Below are 19474 nucleotides of genomic sequence, written 5' to 3'. Positions count from 1 at the left end.
GTCAGCTCACCGGCGCGGACGGGTCGTGCCGGTCCGCCGGAGCCGTTCCTGCTGGGCCGGCGGCTGATAGTGGTGCGCAGGGGGCGCACAAGGTCGCGACGAAGCTCCGCAGGATGCGCGCGGACACCGGATGGGTGACGTTCCGCAGCGCGGCCAGGGCCGCGCGGTGGGCGTCCTCGCAGCCGGTCGCGGCCAGGTCCATGGCCTCGGACCGGGCGCCAGGGACGCCCGCGAGCAGGCCGCCGGTGATCCCCGGCAGGTCGTCGGGGATGGCGGAGAGCCGTCCCGCGAGCATGGCGGGCAGGGTGACGTCGAGCCGGGTGCGCTCGCCGCGGAGCGCGAGGACCTCCTCGGCGTGCAGGAAGGCGTGCCCGCTGTGGCCGCCGAAGCTCCGCAGCGCGCCGACGGTCTCGGGGGACGCCCCGCCGAGCTGCGCCCCGATGCGGGAGGGGAACTCCAGCAGCGCGGCGAACACCTCTCCCGCCCGCGACCGGCCCGCCGGGTCGATCCTGGCGGCGCGCAGAGCGGCGAGCTCGCCCAGCCAGTCCGCGAACGACCACGACACCTCCGGCGCCGAGGCCGCCACCAGCCGTGACGCCTGGGCCAGCAGGAAGTCGCCCGCGAGCACGGTGCTGGCGACGGCCCAGTCCACCCTCCTGCCCGGGGCCGCACGCGGGGGCATCGGGCCGAGGAAGGCCAGCGCCCCGAGGGTCGCGAGCTCGATCGCGGCGGCGAGGGTGGCCATCGTCGCGTCGGGCGGGTTCCCGCCGGCCAGCAACGCGGCGAAGAACGGCACGGCGGGGCGCAGACGCTGGTGGGGAGCCTGTTCCCCGGCGATCAGCAGGCGGGCGATGAACGGCCATTCCGCACGGACGGCACGCACCGCGACCTCGTCGCAGGCGAGCAGGAACGGCCCGAGAAGCGCCACGTCGGCGGCGGGCAGCGGCATGAGGTCGGCGGCCGTCAGCCCGGAGAACCCTTCCGGGGTCAGCACGGCCCGCCGGACCTTGGCCGAGACGGGCCGCTCGTCGCCGGCCGTGGCCACCAGGACCCGCCAGGCGAGGTGGTAACGCCGGGCGGCGTGTGTCGCCGTCTCGAAGTAGCCGACGAACGTCGCCGACAGCCGCCGCGTGTAGGCCCGCCCGGCCGCGGCCGGGTCGCCGGGATGGCCGGTGATGGCACGGGCCGCCAGAACGGCGCTCTGCACGGCGTAGCTCAGCCCTTCGCCGGTGAACGGGTTGACCAGCCCGGCCGCGTCGCCGACCAGGAGCCGCCCGTCCTGGACGCTGCGCTCGGGGGAGAAGCCGCTGTTGAGCGCCCCGGTGACCGCCGGGCCCGTGGGGACGGCCGCGGCGAAGCGCGGGTCCCCGCCGGCCAGGACGGTCAGGGCGGTCTGAAGGAGTTCGTCCGGGTCGGCGGGGCCGAGCCTGGAGGCGCCGATCGTGCAGGTGCCGGCCGTCCCGCCCGGCACCGCCCACACGCAGGTGGGCCGTTCGGCCGGGTCGATGGTCCGCGGCGCGGGCAGGGCCAGCACGATCGACGTGGTCAGGTCCACTCCGCTGTACGGGCGCGCGCACAGCAGACCTGTGGCGTGCGACGTGCCGGTGGGGGGAGCCCCGGTCGCGAGCACGAGATGGCGTGCCGACACGGTGGTGCCGCCGGTGGAGGCGTGCCAGACGCCTTCCTCCCGTACGGGGTCGGAGACCGTACCGGGGAGCCAGGTGGCGCCCGCGGTGACGGCTGTCCGGCGCAGCCCGTCGAGGAGGCGGCGCCGGCCGCACATGGCGCTCACGGCCTCGGGCAGCACATGGCCGTCGCCGGGGCCCAGCCGCAGTTCGACGGCGTCGACGACGCGGGCGCCGACCTCCTCCAGCGCGCCGACCGACGCCAGGCCGCGCAGGGCCGCCCCGCTCAGCACGAGGTCGTGGTCCGCCCGCCCGTCGTCCTGACCGGCCAGCACGGCACGCAGGCCGTGCCGGGCCAGCTCGGCGGCGGTGATCGCCCCGGCCGGCCCGGCGCCGACGACGAGCACGTCGGCCGCGAGATGAACGGTCATGAAGGGACGTCCAGGAGGGAGGTGGTGAGCGCGGCCAGGCGGTCGCGGGGGTCGCCCGCGGGCAGCTCGCGCAGGGCGTCGAGCGCCTGACCATGCCAGTCGGCGGCCAGCCGGGCCGCGGCCTCCAGCCCGCCGCGGTCCTTGATGAGAGCGTGCGCCTCGGGCAGGTCCCGGACGCCGAACGACGGCGACAGCAGCAGCCTGGCGAGCTCCCCGCCCCGGTCGGGGCGTAGCGCGTACAGGGTCGGGGCGCCGAACAGGCCCAGCGCGTGGTCGGTGCCGATCGGCTTGCCCGAGCCGGACGGGCTCAGGTCCAGGCAGTCGTCGAGGATCTGGAAGGTGACGCCGAGCGCCGCGCCGAACCGTACCAGCGCGTCCGTCTCACCCGGCCCGCACCGGCCCTCCGCGGCGCCGAGCAGGCAGCACAGCCGGAACAGCTCGGCGGTCTTGCACCGCACGACCTCCAGGTAGGCGGGCAGGGGGAAGGCGGTGTCGAAGGCGCGCTCGACGTCGAGCAGCTCGCCGTAGGCGAGCGTGGCGACGGCCGTGCTGACCGCCCCGGCGACGCCTTCCCCGAGGTCGGCGGCCTCCGTGCCCACCAGCGCGAAGCAGGCCAGCCCGGCGAGCATGGCCTGTTCGGTGCCGACCGCCGTGTGCGCGGCCGGCGCTCCCCGGCGGGTCCGGGCCTCGTCGATGACGTCGTCGTGCAGGAGCGAGGCCAGGTGGGCCAGCTCCACGACGGCGCCGAGGCGTACCAGCCGGCCGGGGTCGGGCGTGCCGAAAGCCGCGCTGGCGGCCAGCAGCCGCGGCCGGGCGAACTTGCCCGGCCCGGCGATCAGCGTCCGCACCGGGCCCCGGACCGGGTCCGGCAGGTCATCGGCCAGGCGCGAGAGCCGGTCGTGCACCCCGGCGACGAAGGATCCAGGCGGTGCGGTGGTCGTCATCGCGGCATTTCCATGGGCCCGTTCGTCTCGATGGTCGGCACCGCGGCGATGGCGTCGTAGACGAGTTTGTACAGGTCCGGCTGGTTCATGTAGGCGAGCACCTGCCGCCGGTTCATGCCGAGGGTGGGCGTCAGCGCCTCCTGGAAGAGCTTGAAGGCGAGTCGGCCCTCCTCCGCGGTCAGCACCGTCTGGTTCAGGCCGTAGATGACCAGGGCGACGTCTTCGAGATGCTCTTCCGTGACGACGGCGGTCGAGCCGGGGTCGGCCAGCACCGTGGCCATGAAGTCGTGATATTTCGTGTAGTACTGCGAGGCGTAGGAGAGCTCCGACCCGGTGGCCTGCTTGCCCGCCAGCCGGTCGACCACCGCCTGCTGGTTGAGGTAGGCGAGGCGGGTAAGGAGCCTGCCGACCAGGCTCTGGGCCAGGAAGTCGTCCCGCAGGTCGTCGGCGAGGTCGTTGTCCTGGGTCAGCGGCAGGCGGTAGTAGTCGCCGACGGTCGACAGGAGCGGGCACGGACGCTGGTTCTCGGGCTCGACGAACGTGGAGCCGTCGCCTCCCGCGAACACCGCCGAGCCGGAGTCCCCGGGTGAGCCGAAGCTCTCGGTGAGGATGAGATCGGTGAACCGGATCGAGTCCAGGTACGACTCGACGCCGATGGCGGTGATGGTGCTGGAGCTGTAGCCCGAGGTTCTGCCGACCTTCTCGATCTTCATGTACGGCTCGGGGGCCACCACCGCGTCGGGGGCGGCCACCACCTTGCCGCTCGCGTCCCTGACGGCCACCGACACGTCGAGGGCGGCGAGGGCCTTGTCCATCCTGACGAGCGCGTTGGTGCCGTACCCGTCGCCCGCGGTGTGGATGCCGACGACGGGGTGATCGGCCGACGGGCCGGGCATGCGGTCGAGCGCGGGCTCCAGGACGAAGCCCTTCTGGTCGGTCAGCTCGGCGATGGCGGCGTCGACGCTGGTGCCGTCGTCGATGGGCGCCCAGCGTTTCACGTAGGCGATGATGTCGTCCGGCCGCGTGCCGCCGTCGTGGGCGCCCGGCTGGATGATGTCCTCCGCCGGGGTGGCCCGTCCCATGCGGGCGATCACGTGGTTGTTGGAGAGCAGGCACACCTTGCCGTCCTTGTTGTCCAGCACGAACAGCCCGAGCGTGCCCGCGGTGTTGCCGTCCATGGTGTTGGAGATGCTGCAGCCCGGCCGCGGCGGGCGCATGCGCCCGGTGACCTTGCCGGCGGCCGCGGTCGCCGTCACCGTCACCGTCACCGTGCCCATGGTGAACGGTCCGGCCTGGATCACGTCCACTTCGCAGGTGACCCCGTCCACCTCGACGGTCGCGGGCAGCAGCCGGCGGTTGGACACGAGCGCCGCGGGGCGCTTCTTGGCGACCAGGACGACGACGGCGGGCTCCTCGGTCCACTGCCCGCCGCGGCGGCGGAACCCGATGCCGGCGCCGGTGACGTTGGGGTCGGCGCCGAAGTAGTCCAGAATCTTCCGCTTGCCCCGGTGCAGCCGGTCCTCTGTCTCCCGGCTGAGCTTCATCGCGTCTCCAGGTGTCGCAGGGCGTCGGGCCGCATGCCCTGCTCGTGCAGGTGAGCCAGGCCGCCGATCCACACGGTCGCGAGGCTGTCGGAGGCGGGGTCGAAGTGGCGGGAGACGGTGGCCGCGCCGAGCGCGGCGAGCGCGATCAGGCCCTGCCGCTCGGCGGGCGCCGCGGTGGCGGCGGCCCGGCCGATGCCCGCGAGCAGCGCCGGCCGTGGCGCGGCCAGCAGGCCTTGGGAGATCAGGAGGTCGGCCCCGGTACGGACCGCCGCCAGCCGAGCCGGCCGCAGCCTGGCTTCGGTGGCACGCAGCCGGGAGGCGGTGGCCCGGCTGCTCGCCGTGCCCCCTTCGCCGAAGCCGGGGACCTCGATGGGGTAGATCGCTCCGGCCTTGGCCACCCGCAGCGCCATCGTGCGCTGCTCGGGCGACAACGCCTCGGCGGTGGCCGAGGCGGGGGTGGCCGCGGCGGCGCCGACGAGCAGGGTGGATCCTGCCACGCCGGACACGCGCAGCACGGTCCGGCGGGTCACGAAGGCCGATCGAGGTGGGTGGTCGCGCATCAGCCGATGTCTCTTTTCCTGCGGTACGTGAAGATGACGATCTGTCATGTTCGGCGGAAAAGTATCGCGATCATGAACCCGTGATCAAGAGCTCCGGCGAAACCGGGCCGCGCCGGCGGCGCCCGTGACCGCCTGGCGGAGGGGCGCGCCTCGCGCGGTACGACCCGACCGGCAGCGACGGCACGCGCCTCCCGGGAAATCGGCGTGAAATGCCGCGAAGCCGCTCGGACAATGGGCAACCTACTGGGTAGTATGTCTATTCAGAAAGCCTAGCCCTGGAGGAATTCATGGCGGACGAGCCCATTCTGATCGAACAGCGGAAACACGTGGCGATTGTCACGCTGAACCGCCCACGGCAACGCAACGCGCTGAGTTCGGAAATGCTGAAAGGCGTGGTGGAGGCGCTCGACTGGGCGGAGGGCGAGTCCTCGGTCCGCGCCGTCGTGCTGACCGGCGGCACCAAGCTGTTCGCCTCCGGGGCGGACCTGCGTGAGCTCCGGGACACCACCCCCGCCGACTACCTGCGTGCGGAGCGGCAGAAGGCCTGGCCCAGGATCGCCGCCTTCAAGAAGCCGCTGGTCGCCGCCGTCGCCGGATACGTCCTCGGCGGCGGCTGTGAGGTGGCCTTGAGCTGCGACTTCGTCGTGGCCGCCGACTCGGCCGTGTTCGGCCAGCCCGAGATCCGCCTGGGGCTCATCCCGGGCGCCGGGGGGACGCAGCGGTGGGCCCGGGTGGCCGGCCGGTTCGAGGCCGCCGAGCTCGTGCTTCTCGGTAAGACCGTCGACGCGTGGACCGCCAAGCGGATGGGCCTGGTCAACAGGGTCGTGCCGGCGGAGTGCGTGGTGGAGGCCGGTGTGGCGATGGCGGAGGAGGCCGCCCGGCACAGCCCCGTGGCCGGTCTGCTCGCCAAGTCGGCGCTGCGCGCCTCCGAGGAGATCGGCGTCTCCGCCGGGCTGGAGCTCGAGCGGTCCCAGCTCATGGTGGCCCTGTCGTCGGCCGACCGGACGGAGGGCATCGACGCGTTCCTGGAGAAGCGGCCCCCGCAGTTCCAGGGACGCTGATCCGGGGCGCCGGCTCGTTCTCCGCGAGGAGAGCGGGCCGGCGCGGTGCTAACGCGCCCCGGCCGGGAAGTCGCCGGCTCGCCCCAGCATCGCGGGCGGCTGCGTCTTCCCCAGCCGCTCGCAGATCCAGGTGCCCGTCGCGGCGGTCGCTTCGAGGTCGAGGCCGGTCCGCATGCCGCTGCGGTGCAGCGTGTACAGCAGGTCCTCGGTGGCGATGTTGCCGGTGGCGGCGGGGGCGAAGGGGCAGCCGCCGATCCCGCCCGCACTCGCGTCGAGGGTGTGCACCCCGCTCTCCACCGCCGCCAGGGCGTTGGCGTACCCGGTGTTGCGGGTGTTGTGGAAATGCATGCGCAGCGGCACGCCGGGAGCGGCCTCCGCGACCCGGGCCGCCAGGTCCCGGACCTGGTGCGGCACCCCGACGCCGATCGTGTCCGCGACCGCGATCTCGTCGGCGGGCGTGGCGAGCGCCGACCGGACGATCTCCAGGACCCGGTCGGCGGGGACCTCGCCCTCGAAGGGGCAGCCGAAGGCGGCCGACACCGTGAGGCTGACCCGGATCCCGGCGGCCCTGGCGGCCGCGGCGATGTCGTGCCAGGCGTCGAGCGACGCCTCGACGCCCATGCCCTGGTTGCGCAGGCTGAACGTCTCGGTGGCGATGACGACGTAGTTGACCTCGTCGACCCCGGCGGCGAAGGCCCTGTCCAGGCCACGCCGGTTGAGCACCAGGCCGATGTAGGAGACGCCGGCCGGCCTGGGCACGGCGGCCATCACCGCCTCGGCGTCGGCCATCTGGGGCACGCGCTTCGGATGGACGAAACTCACCGCCTCGATCCGGCGCGCGCCGGCGCGGATCAGGCGGTCGATGTATTCGACCTTCGTGCTCGTGTCGAGCAATTCCGGCTCGTTCTGCAGGCCGTCCCTCGGGCCGACCTCGACGATGTCGACAGAATGGGTATTCCCCAAGAGTTCAATCGCTTTCCGTGTCGGGATTCTTCGCGCGGCCCATGTTCGTCAATGTCGAACGGGCGCTGTAGATATGCGACTGCATAATGGATTGGGCCCATTCCCCGTCGCGGTTGGCGAAGGCCACCAGGACTTCCCGATGGTGGGCCATGCTGCGCGACAGCGCGTCCCTGTCGTACTGCCGGAAGGTCCGATAGACGAGGGGGACCTGCACCAGGGCCGAGAGCAGGCTGCTCAACCGCTGGTTGCGGCTGGCGTTCATGACGATCTGATGGAACCGGCCGTTCAGCTCGGCGATCTGGTCGAGGTGTCCGGGCTCGGCCTGCTCCGCCATCGCCTCCATGCGCCGGCTGAGCTCCCGGAGCTGTTCGAGCTCCTCGGCGGTGATGCGGTGCGCGGCCCGCTGGGCGACGGCTCCTTCCAGCTGGGCCCGCACCGTGAACAGGTCCCACAGATCCTCCGGGCTCCACTCGGGGATCCGGGCTCCTATGTTGTGCTCCCACTCGATGAAGCCCTCGGTGTGCAGCCGGCGCAGCGCTTCGCGGACCGGGGTCCGGCTCGCCCCCACCGCTCTGGCCAGGCTCGCCTCCGTGAGCTTGTCCCCGGGCTTGTAGGCGGAGCCCAGCAGGAGATCGCGGATGAGTTCGTAGGTACGTTCAGCCTTGGCCACGCCGGCACCTCAACCTTCACGTTCGGACAGTGGAAGCGGGGGACAGGCGACCGCCACGGGGGCCAAGACCGGACGGCTCATCGGACGGCGGCGTGCCGTGTTCGTACGACTTCGACCGGCAACAGGACGGATTTCCGGTTGGCCACCAGCCTTTCTCTGCCGGCCGGTGTCATACGGCTCTCGTCCCACTCCGTGCTGTCGCCCCAGGTGATGGCGACATCCTCCAGCTGGGGCAGCTCGCTGGCCAGCTCGCGGCGGACACTCTGTTCGAAATAAGGACTGTACATGCACATCGGAGCGGTCGTGATGAGCTTGAGAGCGACCCCCACGGCACGGCCGTCGGCCGCGTTCCGCACCTCCACGGACTCGACCAGGCCCATGTCGACGATCCCCATCGGCTGCCCGACCCCGAGGCTGCACGGGTCCTGGACCGCGTTGCACGCGTCGAGGACCCGGGCCACCAGATCCTGCTGTTCGGCTTCCATCTCCACCTCCTTGAGAGAACCGGGCGTCAGGCGGCCAGCCGTTCCCGGTGCAGCTTCCACGGGCGCTCGCCCTCGGCGAGGTAGGCGGCGCGCCGCTCGGCGATCCCGTCCGTGCTGATCCTCCGCTTGACCTCCGCCGGGTCCAGGCCGTGCAGGCGGGCGGCGTTGCCGCCGAGGAGCTTGGCCTTGATCTCGTCGGTGAGTTCGGGGAAGCCCCAGCCCTCGACCAGGTCCTCCGGCATGGTGAAGTCGCGCAGCGCCTCGACGATGGGCTGCGGGTGCGCCGACGGGACCCCGGTGGCGAACAGGATCCGGTCGGTTCCGCCGTGCGCCATGAGGGTGCCGATGATCTCGGCGAACTTCCGGGGCTTGCGCACGATCATGTTGGAGACCGACTCGATGGTCGCGTAGATGTTGCCGTGCGAGCGCAGCTGCAGGGCGCAGTCCTCCAGGAAGGCCCAGCCGCTGTGCACGACCTCGAAGGTCATGTCGGGGAACGCGATGGCCGCCGTGGTCACGTCGTCCACGTGGTTGAGCACCCGCGGACCCGCCCCGGCCGGCACGGCCTTGTGGATCGCGATGCGCCGCATGCCGAGTTCGCGCGCCTTCTCCAGGTACGGGAACACCAGCTCGCGGTCGTTGAGCAGGGTGAGCTTCGAGGAGCTGATCTCCGGATCGATGACGCCGTTCGTCGGATAGAACTTCAGTCCGTCGATGTCGTCCTCGCGGATGCGCTGCTCCATCAGCTCCAGCTCCGCCGGCCCGCGCAGCGGGTCCACGGGGGCGTAGAGCTGGACCCGGCCGGGGTAGGCGCGCTTGAGCGCCTTGCCCAGCTCGTAGGGCGAGGCGCCGCCGGAGAAGAATCCGTCGATCTCGACGCCGTGGTAGTACAGGACGTCCACGTCGCTCTCCACGAAGACGATCTCGGCGAGCTCCTCGGCCGTCCATCCGGCGGTGAACTCGTCCCGGGACATCAGGTAGCCGGGCTTGCCCGACTCCACGGACGTGTGCCCGACGCGGTAGAGGAAGTCGACCATGCCGTCGTACGAAGCCTGCGGGCAGTTCGGGTTCCGGTTCTCCGGCCGGAAGTCGTATCCGTGGACAACGGCATCGATGACGAGCATGTCGCCGATCATGGAACCTCCAGCGTTGGCTACGGGTGTGGCGCCTGTAACGGTCCACCTCGTGAAGTGTGTGCAATCTAGGCTCGACCCTCCGGAGGCGTCAAGACGTCCCGACAGCCGGGTCCGACTCTGACAACCCTTCTTGTTGCCGTCATCAAGGGCGGCCAACGCCTGTGACCTGGAATGATGTCTCGGATCAATGATCAGAGATTGACGTCCGAAGCCGTGGACTAGACCTTTCAGCATCTTGCTCCAGGGAGTAATGTTCCGGTTGCCCCTTGACAGATTGCATACGATTCGGCCGATACTCAGGCCCTATGAACGGCGACACAGCAGCATCCCCCGCAACGCTGCAGGACGATGCCCGGTCCGGCGGCAGGCCCGACAGCACGTCCGTGCTCGTCGCGACGGATCTCAGGAAGAACTTCGGGGCCGTGGCGGCGCTGGCGGGAGCGTCCCTGCACCTGCGTCGTGGTGAGGTGATGGCCCTGATGGGCGACAACGGGGCCGGCAAGTCGACCCTGGTGAAGTCCATCGCCGGCGTGGTCGTCCCCGACTCCGGGGAAATCCTGATCAACGGCGAGCCCAGGCGCTTCGCCGGCCCCGGCGACGCGCTCAGGGCCGGCATCGAGACCGTCTACCAAGATCTCGCCCTCGTCGACTCCATGTCGGCCAGCGAGAACGTCTTCCTGGGACGGGAGCCCGTCAAGGCCGGGCCGCTCGGCCGGCTCTTCAAGCTCGTGGACCGCCGCCGCATGGCGGACGACGCCGGTCAGGCGCTGGCCGGGATCGGTGCGAAGATCCCGTCGCTCGCGGACTCCGTGTCCGCGATGTCGGGAGGTCAGCGCCAGGCGCTCGCCGTGGCGCGCGCGATGCTCTGGGGCAAGAACATCGTCATGCTCGACGAGCCCACCGCGGCCCTGGGGGTCCAGGAGTCGGAGGGCGTCCTGGAGATCATCTCGGCCCTGAAGTCACAGGACGTGTCCGTGCTCATGATCTCCCACAACCTGGAGCACGTGTTCAAGGTGGCGGATCGGGTGACCGTGATGCGCCAGGGCCGGACGGTGGGCGAACGGCACATCCGCGATGTCGTGGCCAACGACATCGTCGGACTCATCACCGGGGGATCAGAGGTGTCCTGAGCGGCACCGAGATCGGGGAAACCTCGTCGAATCCCACCTGGTGTGGGCGAGATCGGAGTACGAAATGTCAACGTCCAGACTACGACGCTGGCCGCTGAAGGCCGTGGCCATCATGTCGCTCACCGCCGCGGTCGCGGCCTGTGGCGGCTCCACGGACACCGCCGAGCCGGCCGCGGGGGAGTCCTCCGCGGACAAGAAGGTGTTCATCGGCTTCGCCAACTTCGCCGAGCCGGAGAGCCCGGTGCTGAAGGCGCTCGACACCGGCATGCGCAAGGAAGCCGAGAAGCGGAGCTGGGACCTGGTGGTCCTCAACAACGACCGGGACGGGCCCACCGCCGTCTCCAACGCGGAGACGATGGTCGCCCAGGGCGTGACGCACGCGGTGGAGTTCCAGGGTGACGGCAAGGTCGCCCCCCAGCTCATGGACACGTTCAACGCCGCGAACATCCCGGTCATCGCGATCGACATCGCCCACCCCGGCGCGCACTTCTTCGGCATCAACAACGTCGAGGCCGGGCGGCTCAGCGGGCTCGCGGGCGGCAACCACGCCAAGGAGAACTGGGACTGCAAGCCCGACCTGGTGACCCTGCTGGAGAACGAAGCCTCCGGCGACGTGGCGCTGCTGCGCACCGAGGGCATTCTCAAGGGCCTCAAGGAGGCGTGCCCCGACCTTCCCGACGACGTGATCCAGCGGCGCAACTCGCCGACCACGCCGGACGGCGCCCAGGGCGTCGCCCGCGACATCCTGGTCTCGAAGCCGGACGCCAAGAACATCCTCGCCCTGGGCGGCAACGACAACATGGTGATCGGCACCATCAACGCCGCCGAGCAGCTGGGCCGGGCCGGCAACGTGTTCGGCTACGGGCTGGGCGCCGACCTCATGCTGTTCGGGGTGGACACTCCCGGCCTGGGTGGTTCGACCGCCTTCTGGTACGAGGGATACGCGAAGGAGATCTTCAAGCTCCTCGACAAGATCGTCGCAGGTGAGGCTCCCGCGGTCGTCGACTCCCCGACCGACCCGAACGCCCACTTCAACCCGGCGTGCCAGTTCCCCAACGACCAGGTGAAGAGCATCCCCAGCCTGGACCAGAGGATCGAGGAGCTGTACGCGGGCGACGCCGGCTCGGCCTCGGCCGCCGAGAAGTACTGCCCCGAGGGCGTGGAGACGTACGGGCTCAAGGGTTAGCCGGACCAGTGTCGACTTCAGGCATCACACTGACGAACCGGTGGGCGAGGGTCTCGGCCCTCGCCCCCCGGGGGCATGGCGCCACCACGCTGGTGCTGCTGCTCACCTGGCTGGCGCTCGTCGCGGCGACCGGCCTGCGGGCCCCCGGTTTCCTGTCCGGCCAGACGGTCGTGGCCGTGGCGTTCAACATGGCCTTTGTCGGGATCATGGTGACCGGCGTCGGCATCGTCATGATGTCCGGTGCCGAATTCGACCTCTCCGTCGGGGTCACCGCCGTCACCTCCGCGCTGATCGTGGCGCAGCTTCTCGTCGAGGGCTGGTCGTTCTTGCCCGCGATGCTGGTCGCGGTGCTGTTCGGGGTGCTGATCGGAGCCGCCAACGCCTGGCTCGTGCTGTGGCTGGGCATCCATCCGATCGTGGCGACCCTGGGCATGATGTTCCTGGTCAGCGGGGTCACCCGGATCTTCGTGGACTTCGTCGCCATCCCGCGCGACTCCTTCCTGCGCCAGCAGGCCGCCGGAGCGTGGCTCGGCGTCCCCAGGGTCTTCTGGGTGATGCTGGTGGTCTTCACGATCGTCGGCCTGGTGATCAGGAGCACGCGTCCCGGCCGGCATCTCGTCGCGGTGGGCGGCAACGCCCAGGCCGCGCGGGCCCGTGGCATCAGCCCGCGGCGCGTCCAGGGCGTCGCGTTCGTCCTGTGCGGGCTCTGCGCGGGCATCGCCGGGCTGGTGCTCGCCTCCCAGGGCGACATCGTGCAGTCCAGCCTCACGGCCGGCACCGAGTTCAGGGTCATCTCGATCCTGCTGCTCGGCGGCATGGCCCTGACCGGCGGGCGCGGGCGGTTCAGCGGGGTGTTCGCGTCGCTGCTCCTGCTGAGCACGCTGCCGACGGCCATCGTCACCTGGGGCGTGTCGTCGAGCTGGCAGCCCGTCATCGAAGGCCTCGTCCTGGCCGTCGCCCTGGCCGTCAACTCATTGCGCGAGAAGAAGAGGTGAGAACCTTGACCAGCCGCCCGAAACCTTCGGCGACCGCGTTGCTGAGCCCCATGGCCACGAGTCTCGCCTTCCTCGCGATCGTGATCGTGTGCGGGATCGTGTTCGCCCCCAGCTTCCTGTCGGTCGCCAACCTGGCCAGCGTGTCGGGCGGGATCATGGCTCCGGCCATCATCCTTCTCGCGGCCTGCCTGGCCATGACGGGAGGGGTCGCGGACCTGAGTCTCGGGTCCGTGCTCGGGCTGGGGGGCGTCGTGTACGCCACGGTGCTCCAGCTCTCGGAGTCACCGCTCGCCGGGGTCGCCGCCGCCGCGGCGGCGGGGGTCGCCGTCGGCCTCTTCAACAGCGTGCTCTCGGTGCGGTTCCACATCTGGCCCCTGATCGCGACCCTCGGCATGCTGGTGGCGGCCCGCGGCCTGGTCAGCGTGATCAGCGGCGGCAGCTCGGTGGCCGCCTACACGCCGGAGCTGAGCGCGGCGCTGAAGACCGCCATCGGCCCCGTCCCCGTCGTCCTGGTCGGCGTGGTCGTCCTGGCCGTGCTCGTCGGCTGGATCATCAGGTACACCCGCTGGGGCAACCACCTGCGGGCGGTCGGTGGCGACGACGTCGCGGCCCGGCGTGCCGGGATCCCGGCCGACCGCATGCGGATGTGGCTGTTCGTGGTCGTCGCCCTGGTGGCCGCGCTGGCCGGCTCGCTCCAGGTCATGCGGACCGGCGCGTCCGCGGTCAACCTCGGGGAGGGCGTCGAGCTGCTCGTGTACGGCGCCCTGCTCATCTCGGGTTACCGGCTCGCCGGAGGAGGGCGGGGCAGCGCCCTCCTCCGGCCTGGTGTGCCTGTTCGCGCTGGAGCTGATCAGGAACATCTTCCGGCTGCGCGGGCTGCCCCTGCCGCTGACCGACGTGCTGCTCGGGCTCACCCTCATCGGAGCGGTCTCTCTCGACCTGGTCCGCGGACGCGTGCGACGGCCGCTGATCGCCCAGCCCGCGACCGGATGAGGGCCGGACCGCATGGAGAAAGGTGCATGAATCACATGGAAGCGTTCTCGCAGGGGCCGTTGACCGGGGTACGCGTCATCGAGACGGGTGTCCTGGTCGCCGGTCCGTACTGCGGTCAGCTCCTCGGTGATCTCGGAGCGGAGGTCATCAAGGTGGAGGACCCCGCCAAAGGCGACCCGATGCGGCAGTGGGGGCGCGAGCGTCCGCACGGCAAGTCGCTCTGGTTTCCCATCCTGGGCAGGAACAAGCAGTCCGTGACCTGCAACCTGCGGGTGGAGAAGGGCCAGGCGGTCTTCCGTAAGCTGATCGCCGACGCGGACGTCCTGATCGAGAACTTCCGCCCGGGAACCCTGGAGAAGTGGGGGCTCAGCCCTGAGACGCTCTGGGAGATCAACCCCCGCCTGGTGATCGTCAGGGTGTCGGCGTACGGCCAGGACGGTCCCTATGCCGGCCGGGCCGGATACGGCTCCATCGGTGAGGCCATGGGCGGCATCCGCCACATCACCGGTGATCCGAAGGCCCTGCCCAGCCGGGTCGGGATCAGCCTCGGCGACGCGCTGGCCGGCACCTTCGCGGCGCTCGGGTGCATGGGAGCGCTGCGCGTGGCCGAGACGACCGGGCGGGGACAGATCGTCGACAGCGCCATCTACGAGGCGGTCCTGGCCCTGATGGAGTCGACCGTGCCCGAGTACGCGATCGGCGGCTACACCCGCGAGCGGACCGGGTCGATCCTGCCCAACGTCGCGCCGAGCAACGCGTACCGCACCAAGGACGACGACATGGTCCTGATCGCCGCCAACCAGGACACCGTCTTCGGCAGGCTCGCCCAGGCCATGGGCCGTCCCGAGCTCGCCGTCGATCCGGACTTCGCCACGCACGGCGGCCGGGGCCTGAACCAGGAGCGGCTCGACGAGATCATCGCGGACTGGTGCTCGACCATGCCGGCCGACGCGCTGCTCGACCACCTGCACGAGCACGGGGTGCCGGCGGGCCGCATCTACACGGCCCGCGACATGTTCGCCGACGAGCACTTCGCCGCGCGCGAGGCCATCGTCCGCCTCCCGCACCCGGAATTCGGCGAGTTCCCCATGCAGAACGTCTTCCCCCGGCTTTCCGCCACCCCCGGCGGGATCCGCTCGCTCGGCCCCGAAATGGGCGAGCACAATGAGGCGGTGCTGTCCCGGTTCGCCGGAATTGACCCAGAAGAGCTGGCCGGCCTGCGCGCAGACGGCGTCATCTGACGACCAACGATAAAGGGAGACCGACAATGCAGCCCATCAACAAGCCGTCGATCAGTTACGAGGACGCGCAGCGAGCAGTCGCGGCCGCCGTGGAGAAGGCCCGTGAGCAGGGTCTCGCCATGGTGGTGGCGGTGGTGGACGAGAGCGGCGTGCTCAAGGCCTTCGCCCGCATGGACGGCGCCGCCCTGCTCTCCGTCCAGGTGGCGAAGGACAAGGCGTACACGGCCGCGGGCTTCGGGATGCCGACGGACGGCTGGTACGACTTCATCAAGGACGACGGTCCGCTGGCGATCGGCGCCCCCGCCGGCATCGACCGTCTCGTCGTCTTCGGCGGCGGCTTCCCGATCACGGCCGACGGCCAGGTCATCGGCGCCATCGGCGTCAGCGGCGGCCACTACAGCCAGGACATGACGGTCGCCCAGGCCGGGCTCGACGCGCTGGCCTAGCCCCCCTGCCCGCCGGACGGAACCTCCCGCCCGGCGGGCACAGGTCTCTATCCTCGAACCAACCTACTCAGTAGTATGTTAGGAGTGTCCGTGGCGGTCATCTGGCAACCGGAGCTCGACGGGGAACGGCGGAGATGGGTCGATCTCGCCGCCCGGCTCACCGAGGACCACTTCGCCCCCCTGGCCGAAGAGCTCGACCGCGACCAGCGCTATCCGTGGGAGAGCGTGGAGAGACTGGTCGAGTCCGGTCTCGCGGGCCTGTTCGTGCCCCGGGAGTACGGCGGGCAGGGCGCCGACCTGGAGACCACCTGTGCCGTCATCGAGACGGTCTCGCGTGGTTGCACCTCCACCGGGTCGATCCTGGCGGCATACGCCCTGGGAGGCACGCCGCTCCTGCTCGCCGGCACCGACCGGCAGAAGGCCGAACACCTCGGCGGCCTGGCGGCGGGCAAGGCGGTCAGTTTCGCGCTCAGTGAGGAGGGCGCGGGGAGCGACGCCGCGGGCATCAGGACGACCGCGGTCCGCGAGGGCGACCACTGGCGCCTGCGCGGAGAGAAGATCTTCATCGGGAACGGCGGGGCCTCCCAGTCCTACATCGTGTTCGCGCTGACGGACCCGGAAGCGGGCACGCGCGGGATCACCGCCTTCCTGGTCGACAAGGACGCCGACGGCGTGGTGATCGACCGCTACGAGGACAAGATGGGCATCCGCGGCACCCTGACCAGCAACCTCAAGCTGGACACGGTCGTCGGCGACGACGCCGTCCTCGGCGAGCCGAACCGCGGGATGCGTCTCGCCATGCGGACGCTGGACGCGGGACGGATCTCCGTGGCCGCCCAGTCGGTCGGCGTCGGCCTGGCCGGATACGACGCCGGCAGCAGGGAGGCCTGCCGCAGGCAGACCTTCGGCAAGCCCGTCATCGACAACCAGGGCATCTCCTTCCCGCTCGCCGACGTCGCCACCGAGCTCACCGCGGCACGCATGATCACCGTCGAGGCCGCGCGCGCGTACGACAGGGGAGAGAACGTCAGCGTGCTCGGCGCGATGGCCAAGCTCTACGCGAGCGAGGCGGCGCACCGCAGCGTCGACCTGGCGGTGCAGATCTACGGCGGCGCCGGCTACTGCAGGCCGTGCCCCGCCGAGCGGCTGTACCGGGACCAGCGCATCCTGGAGATCTACGAAGGCACCTCGGAGATCCAGCGGCTCGTGCTCGGGCGGTTCATCAAGGCCGAGGCCGAGGAGGCGAGCCGGTGACATTCACCGACCACTGGACGCTCGACGTCCCATGGCCGGAACCGGGCCCGTCGATCGTGTACGACCTGGCCCATCGGCTCCACACCGGCATCCCGCACCACCCCAACCATCCGCCCTACTCCTTCACCCTCACCAAGCGGCATGGAGAGGTGATGTATCCCGACGGCGTCTCCGCCGCCGCCGAGATGATCACCACGGGCGGTCACGTGGGCACGCACATGGACGGCTTCGCGCACGTCTCCAGGTTCGGCAGGATCTACGGCGGCCTCGACGTGACCGAGAACCAGTCGTACGCCGAGGGCGTCGCCGTGCACTCCGTCCACGAGATGCCCCCGGTCCTGGCGCCGGGCCACCTCGTGGACGCCACCGTCGCGCTGGGGCGGGACCTCACCCCCGATGACGGGGTGGACGCCGACCTGCTCGACGCCTGGTTCAGGACCCGCCCGCTGCCGGCGCCCGGCTCGGTCGTCCTGATCAGGACGGGCTGGGACCGGCACTGGGACGACAACGCCACCTTCCTCGGCACGTCGACCGGAGCCCCAGGGGTCACGCTCACCGGGGCGGAATGGCTGACCAGCCATGGGATCATCGCCTCCGGAACCGACACCGTCGCCTACGAGAAGATGCCGGCGGCGACGTTGCCGGTCCACTGTCATCTGCTGGTGGACCACGGTGTGCCGATCATGGAGGCGATGAACCTCGCACCTCTCAGCGAGCGCGAGGCCTGGGAGTTCTTCTTCATCGCCGCGCCGCTTCCCATCCTCGGCGGCACCGGCTCACCGATACGTCCACTGGCCCTGGTACCTCGGACGTAAGGGCGGTACACCCGTTGAGCAGCAGTGAGATCGGCCGGCCCGCACTGGGCCGGCCGGGCCCCGGCGAGGACGGCCGCAAGGCGATCCTGGACGCGGCGGCGCGGGCCTTCGCCCGCAAGGGCTACTTCGCGACCAGCATCGACGCGATCGCCGACGAGCTCGGCGCCACCAAGGGCCGCGTGTACCACTACTACCGGGGCAAGGCGGAGATCTTCCTCGACGTGGTGGTCACCGGGATGCGCGATCTCATCGCCGCGGTGGAACCGATCAGCGCCCGCCAGGACGCCGGACCCGGCGAGCGCATGTATCAGATGGCGCACCTGCACGCGTCCATGATGATGCTGCGCAACCACGCGCAGCGCGTCTCCGTACAGGCGATCGAGATGCGCTCGGTCGCCGAGATCGCGATCCACCAGGACGTGCTCGCCGACGTGTTCGCGCTGCGCCGCCGGTACGAGCAGATCTTCATCGACGTGGTCGAGGAGGGCGTCCGGCTGGGCGACTTCGCCGCCACCGACAGCGGCCTGGTCGTCAAGTCGGCGCTCGGCGCCCTGAACTGGATCCCCATCTGGTACGCCCCCGACCGCACGCCGCTCGACGTGGAGAAAGTCGCCGACACCTTCGCCCGATTCATCGTGAACGGTTTGAAAGGAAGCTGAAGATGGACAGCCCGAGCTCGGCCGAATACTGGAGCGAGGTGGAGACCTGGCCCAGGGACCGCATCGCGGAGTTCCAGCTCGCCGCACTGCGGCGGCAACTCGCCTACGTCGGGGCGAACAGCGCCTACTACAAGGCGGCCTGGGCCGGGATCGGCTTCGAGCCGGGTGACCTGCGCTCGCTCGACGACCTGCGCTCCCTGCCCGTCGTGCGCAAGGCGGACTACGTGGCGGACCTGGCCGAGCGGGGGCCGTGGGGCTCGATGCTGGCCGTGCACCCGGAGGACGTGGCCCGGGTGCACTTCTCCTCGGGCACCACCTCCTCTCCGGCGCCGGTCTGCTGGACCCGGCAGGACCTCGACCGCTGGGCCGACCTGTACGCCAGGTTCGCGTACAGCCAGGGCGTGCGCCGCACCGACGTGTACCAGGCGCTGTTCGGTTTCGCCTGGTTCGTCGGCGGGCTCGGCGTCACCGCCGCCTACACCAAGATCGGCTGTACGGTAATCCCAGGCGGGTCGGGCGACACCGAGCGCCAGATCGACGTCATGGCCAGATACGGCACCACCGCCGTCAGCGGCACGCCGTCGTTCATGCTGCACCTGGCCGAGACCGCCGAACGGCTCGGCCGCCCCGTGACGGGCAACCGGGTACGCCGGATCCAGGTCGGCGGCGAGCCGGGCGGCGGCATCCCCGAGACCCGCGCCCTCATCGAGGAACGCTGGGACGCCAAGGTGTTCGACGGCTACGGCTCACTCGAGTTCCAGCCCATCGCCTGGGAGTGCGAGCGGCAGGCGGGCGGCCACTTCGCCGAGGACTTCGTGTACGCCGAGGTCGTGGACGCCGGGACCGGCGCCCCGGTCCCGGACGGCAGCCCGGGCGTGCTCGTCCTCACCCACCTCGACAAGCAGGCGTCTCCGTTCGTGCGCTGGTGGACGGGCGACGTGGTGGTGCGCGACCCGGACCCGTGCGCGTGCGGCCGCACCCACGGCCGCCTGCGCGGGGGAGTGCTGGGCCGCGCCGACGACATGCTGGTGGTACGGGGCGTCAACTTCTTCCCGAGCTCGGTGGAGAGCCTGGTGCGCAGCACCCCGGGCGCCACCGGCGAGTACCTCATCGTGATCGACGAGGACGTCGTCGACCGGGCCACCGGCTACCTGACCGGCGTCAAGGTGCGGCTGGAGACCGAGGACGGCGCCGCCGAGTCCGCCGTGGACCGGCTCGCCCACGCCATCCGCGCCGAACTCACCGTCCGCGCGGTGGTCGAGCCGGTCCCGTCCGGCTCGCTCGCCCGCAGCACCCACAAGGCCAAGCGCCTGGTCCGCGAGATCTGAACAGCGAG

General features: G+C 71.0%; 18 protein-coding genes. 10 read left to right on the top strand and 8 right to left on the bottom strand.

The window, feature by feature from the left end; all coding sequences use genetic code 11:
* Position 1: 1 nt before the first annotated feature.
* The 4 genes from ABD999_RS31060 to ABD999_RS31045 are packed head-to-tail and all read right to left on the bottom strand — an operon-like array spanning position 2 to position 5074.
* The gene (locus tag ABD999_RS31060; RefSeq protein ID WP_271277754.1) at positions 2-2056 is read right to left on the bottom strand and encodes an FAD-dependent monooxygenase; all 2055 of its coding nucleotides are present in this window, start codon (positions 2054-2056) and stop codon (positions 2-4) included.
* Positions 2053-3000 carry a polyprenyl synthetase family protein gene (locus tag ABD999_RS31055; RefSeq protein WP_271277755.1) on the bottom strand — a complete coding sequence of 316 codons (948 nt, stop codon included), beginning with the start codon at positions 2998-3000 and terminating at the stop codon, positions 2053-2055. The genes ABD999_RS31060 and ABD999_RS31055 overlap by 4 nt, the downstream gene beginning before the upstream one ends.
* On the bottom strand, positions 2997-4544 hold the full coding sequence (locus tag ABD999_RS31050) for a chymotrypsin family serine protease (protein ID WP_271277756.1): 1548 nt from the start codon (positions 4542-4544) through the stop codon (positions 2997-2999). Before ABD999_RS31050 ends, ABD999_RS31055 begins: the two co-directional genes overlap by 4 nt.
* Entirely contained in the window at positions 4541-5074 is a 534-nt protein-coding gene (locus tag ABD999_RS31045; RefSeq protein ID WP_271277757.1) for a hypothetical protein, read from the bottom strand. The genes ABD999_RS31050 and ABD999_RS31045 overlap by 4 nt, the downstream gene beginning before the upstream one ends.
* A 317-nt stretch (positions 5075-5391) precedes the next feature.
* On the opposite strand from ABD999_RS31045, the gene ABD999_RS31040 reads away from it, so the two are divergent.
* Complete coding sequence (locus tag ABD999_RS31040) at positions 5392-6165, top strand: enoyl-CoA hydratase-related protein (RefSeq protein WP_148029754.1); 774 nt, start codon at positions 5392-5394, stop codon at positions 6163-6165.
* A gap of 48 nt (positions 6166-6213) precedes the next feature.
* Here the strand turns inward: ABD999_RS31040 and ABD999_RS31035 are convergent, their stop codons facing one another.
* The 4 genes from ABD999_RS31035 to ABD999_RS31020 all read right to left on the bottom strand — a co-directional run bounded on the left by ABD999_RS31035 (position 6214) and on the right by ABD999_RS31020 (position 9407).
* Positions 6214-7128 (bottom strand): hydroxymethylglutaryl-CoA lyase, encoded by a 915-nt coding sequence (locus tag ABD999_RS31035; protein ID WP_271277758.1) that lies wholly within the window; start codon positions 7126-7128, stop codon positions 6214-6216.
* Between the two features lie 4 nt (positions 7129-7132).
* Complete coding sequence (locus ABD999_RS31030) at positions 7133-7798, bottom strand: GntR family transcriptional regulator (protein WP_148029756.1); 666 nt, start codon at positions 7796-7798, stop codon at positions 7133-7135.
* A 77-nt stretch (positions 7799-7875) separates the two neighbouring features.
* Positions 7876-8283, bottom strand: coding sequence for a metal-sulfur cluster assembly factor (locus tag ABD999_RS31025; RefSeq protein ID WP_148029757.1), 408 nt, complete (start codon positions 8281-8283; stop codon positions 7876-7878).
* A gap of 26 nt (positions 8284-8309) precedes the next feature.
* On the bottom strand, positions 8310-9407 hold the full coding sequence (locus ABD999_RS31020; protein WP_148029758.1) for an amidohydrolase family protein: 1098 nt from the start codon (positions 9405-9407) through the stop codon (positions 8310-8312).
* 317 nt (positions 9408-9724) lie between these two features.
* Here ABD999_RS31020 and ABD999_RS31015 point away from each other — a divergent pair, with 317 nt between their 5' ends.
* The 9 genes from ABD999_RS31015 to ABD999_RS30975 all read left to right on the top strand — a co-directional run bounded on the left by ABD999_RS31015 (position 9725) and on the right by ABD999_RS30975 (position 19466).
* Positions 9725-10549 carry an ATP-binding cassette domain-containing protein gene (locus ABD999_RS31015; protein WP_271277759.1) on the top strand — a complete coding sequence of 275 codons (825 nt, stop codon included), beginning with the start codon at positions 9725-9727 and terminating at the stop codon, positions 10547-10549.
* Between the two features lie 64 nt (positions 10550-10613).
* Positions 10614-11735 (top strand): sugar ABC transporter substrate-binding protein, encoded by a 1122-nt coding sequence (locus ABD999_RS31010; protein WP_271277760.1) that lies wholly within the window; start codon positions 10614-10616, stop codon positions 11733-11735.
* Positions 11736-11743: 8 nt separating this feature from the next.
* Entirely contained in the window at positions 11744-12730 is a 987-nt protein-coding gene (locus tag ABD999_RS31005) for an ABC transporter permease (protein ID WP_271277761.1), read from the top strand.
* 5 nt (positions 12731-12735) lie between these two features.
* Positions 12736-14964 carry a CoA transferase gene (locus ABD999_RS31000; RefSeq protein WP_345483032.1) on the top strand — a complete coding sequence of 743 codons (2229 nt, stop codon included), beginning with the start codon at positions 12736-12738 and terminating at the stop codon, positions 14962-14964.
* A gap of 26 nt (positions 14965-14990) precedes the next feature.
* Complete coding sequence (locus ABD999_RS30995) at positions 14991-15410, top strand: GlcG/HbpS family heme-binding protein (protein ID WP_148029763.1); 420 nt, start codon at positions 14991-14993, stop codon at positions 15408-15410.
* 90 nt (positions 15411-15500) lie between these two features.
* Positions 15501-16664 (top strand): acyl-CoA dehydrogenase family protein, encoded by a 1164-nt coding sequence (locus tag ABD999_RS30990; protein ID WP_271277251.1) that lies wholly within the window; start codon positions 15501-15503, stop codon positions 16662-16664.
* Positions 16661-17479: a cyclase family protein gene (locus tag ABD999_RS30985; protein ID WP_271277250.1), complete on the top strand. Its 819-nt coding sequence runs from the start codon at positions 16661-16663 to the stop codon at positions 17477-17479. Before ABD999_RS30990 ends, ABD999_RS30985 begins: the two co-directional genes overlap by 4 nt.
* 14 nt (positions 17480-17493) lie before the next feature.
* The gene (locus ABD999_RS30980) at positions 17494-18138 is read left to right on the top strand and encodes a TetR/AcrR family transcriptional regulator (protein WP_187280994.1); all 645 of its coding nucleotides are present in this window, start codon (positions 17494-17496) and stop codon (positions 18136-18138) included.
* Positions 18139-18140: 2 nt separating this feature from the next.
* Positions 18141-19466, top strand: a complete 1326-nt coding sequence (locus tag ABD999_RS30975) for a phenylacetate--CoA ligase family protein (RefSeq protein ID WP_271279616.1) — start codon at positions 18141-18143, stop codon at positions 19464-19466.
* Positions 19467-19474 lie beyond the last annotated feature (8 nt).

The organism is Nonomuraea ferruginea, assembly GCF_039540635.1.
Taxonomy (GTDB): domain Bacteria; phylum Actinomycetota; class Actinomycetes; order Streptosporangiales; family Streptosporangiaceae; genus Nonomuraea; species Nonomuraea ferruginea.
This window is presented reverse-complemented; position numbering and strand designations above follow the sequence as displayed.

Excerpts from the sequence above, each read along its gene's own strand:
- ABD999_RS31060 (WP_271277754.1), bottom strand. The coding sequence starts at position 2,056 with ATGACCGTTCATCTCGCGGCCGACGTGCTCGTCGTCGGCGCCGGGCCG.
- ABD999_RS31055 (WP_271277755.1), bottom strand. The coding sequence starts at position 3,000 with ATGACGACCACCGCACCGCCTGGATCCTTCGTCGCCGGGGTGCACGAC.
- ABD999_RS31050 (WP_271277756.1), bottom strand. The coding sequence starts at position 4,544 with ATGAAGCTCAGCCGGGAGACAGAGGACCGGCTGCACCGGGGCAAGCGG.
- ABD999_RS31040 (WP_148029754.1), top strand. The coding sequence starts at position 5,392 with ATGGCGGACGAGCCCATTCTGATCGAACAGCGGAAACACGTGGCGATT.
- ABD999_RS31025 (WP_148029757.1), bottom strand. The coding sequence starts at position 8,283 with ATGGAAGCCGAACAGCAGGATCTGGTGGCCCGGGTCCTCGACGCGTGC.
- ABD999_RS31020 (WP_148029758.1), bottom strand. The coding sequence starts at position 9,407 with ATGCTCGTCATCGATGCCGTTGTCCACGGATACGACTTCCGGCCGGAG.
- ABD999_RS31015 (WP_271277759.1), top strand. The coding sequence starts at position 9,725 with ATGAACGGCGACACAGCAGCATCCCCCGCAACGCTGCAGGACGATGCC.
- ABD999_RS31010 (WP_271277760.1), top strand. The coding sequence starts at position 10,614 with ATGTCAACGTCCAGACTACGACGCTGGCCGCTGAAGGCCGTGGCCATC.
- ABD999_RS30995 (WP_148029763.1), top strand. The coding sequence starts at position 14,991 with ATGCAGCCCATCAACAAGCCGTCGATCAGTTACGAGGACGCGCAGCGA.
- ABD999_RS30975 (WP_271279616.1), top strand. The coding sequence starts at position 18,141 with ATGGACAGCCCGAGCTCGGCCGAATACTGGAGCGAGGTGGAGACCTGG.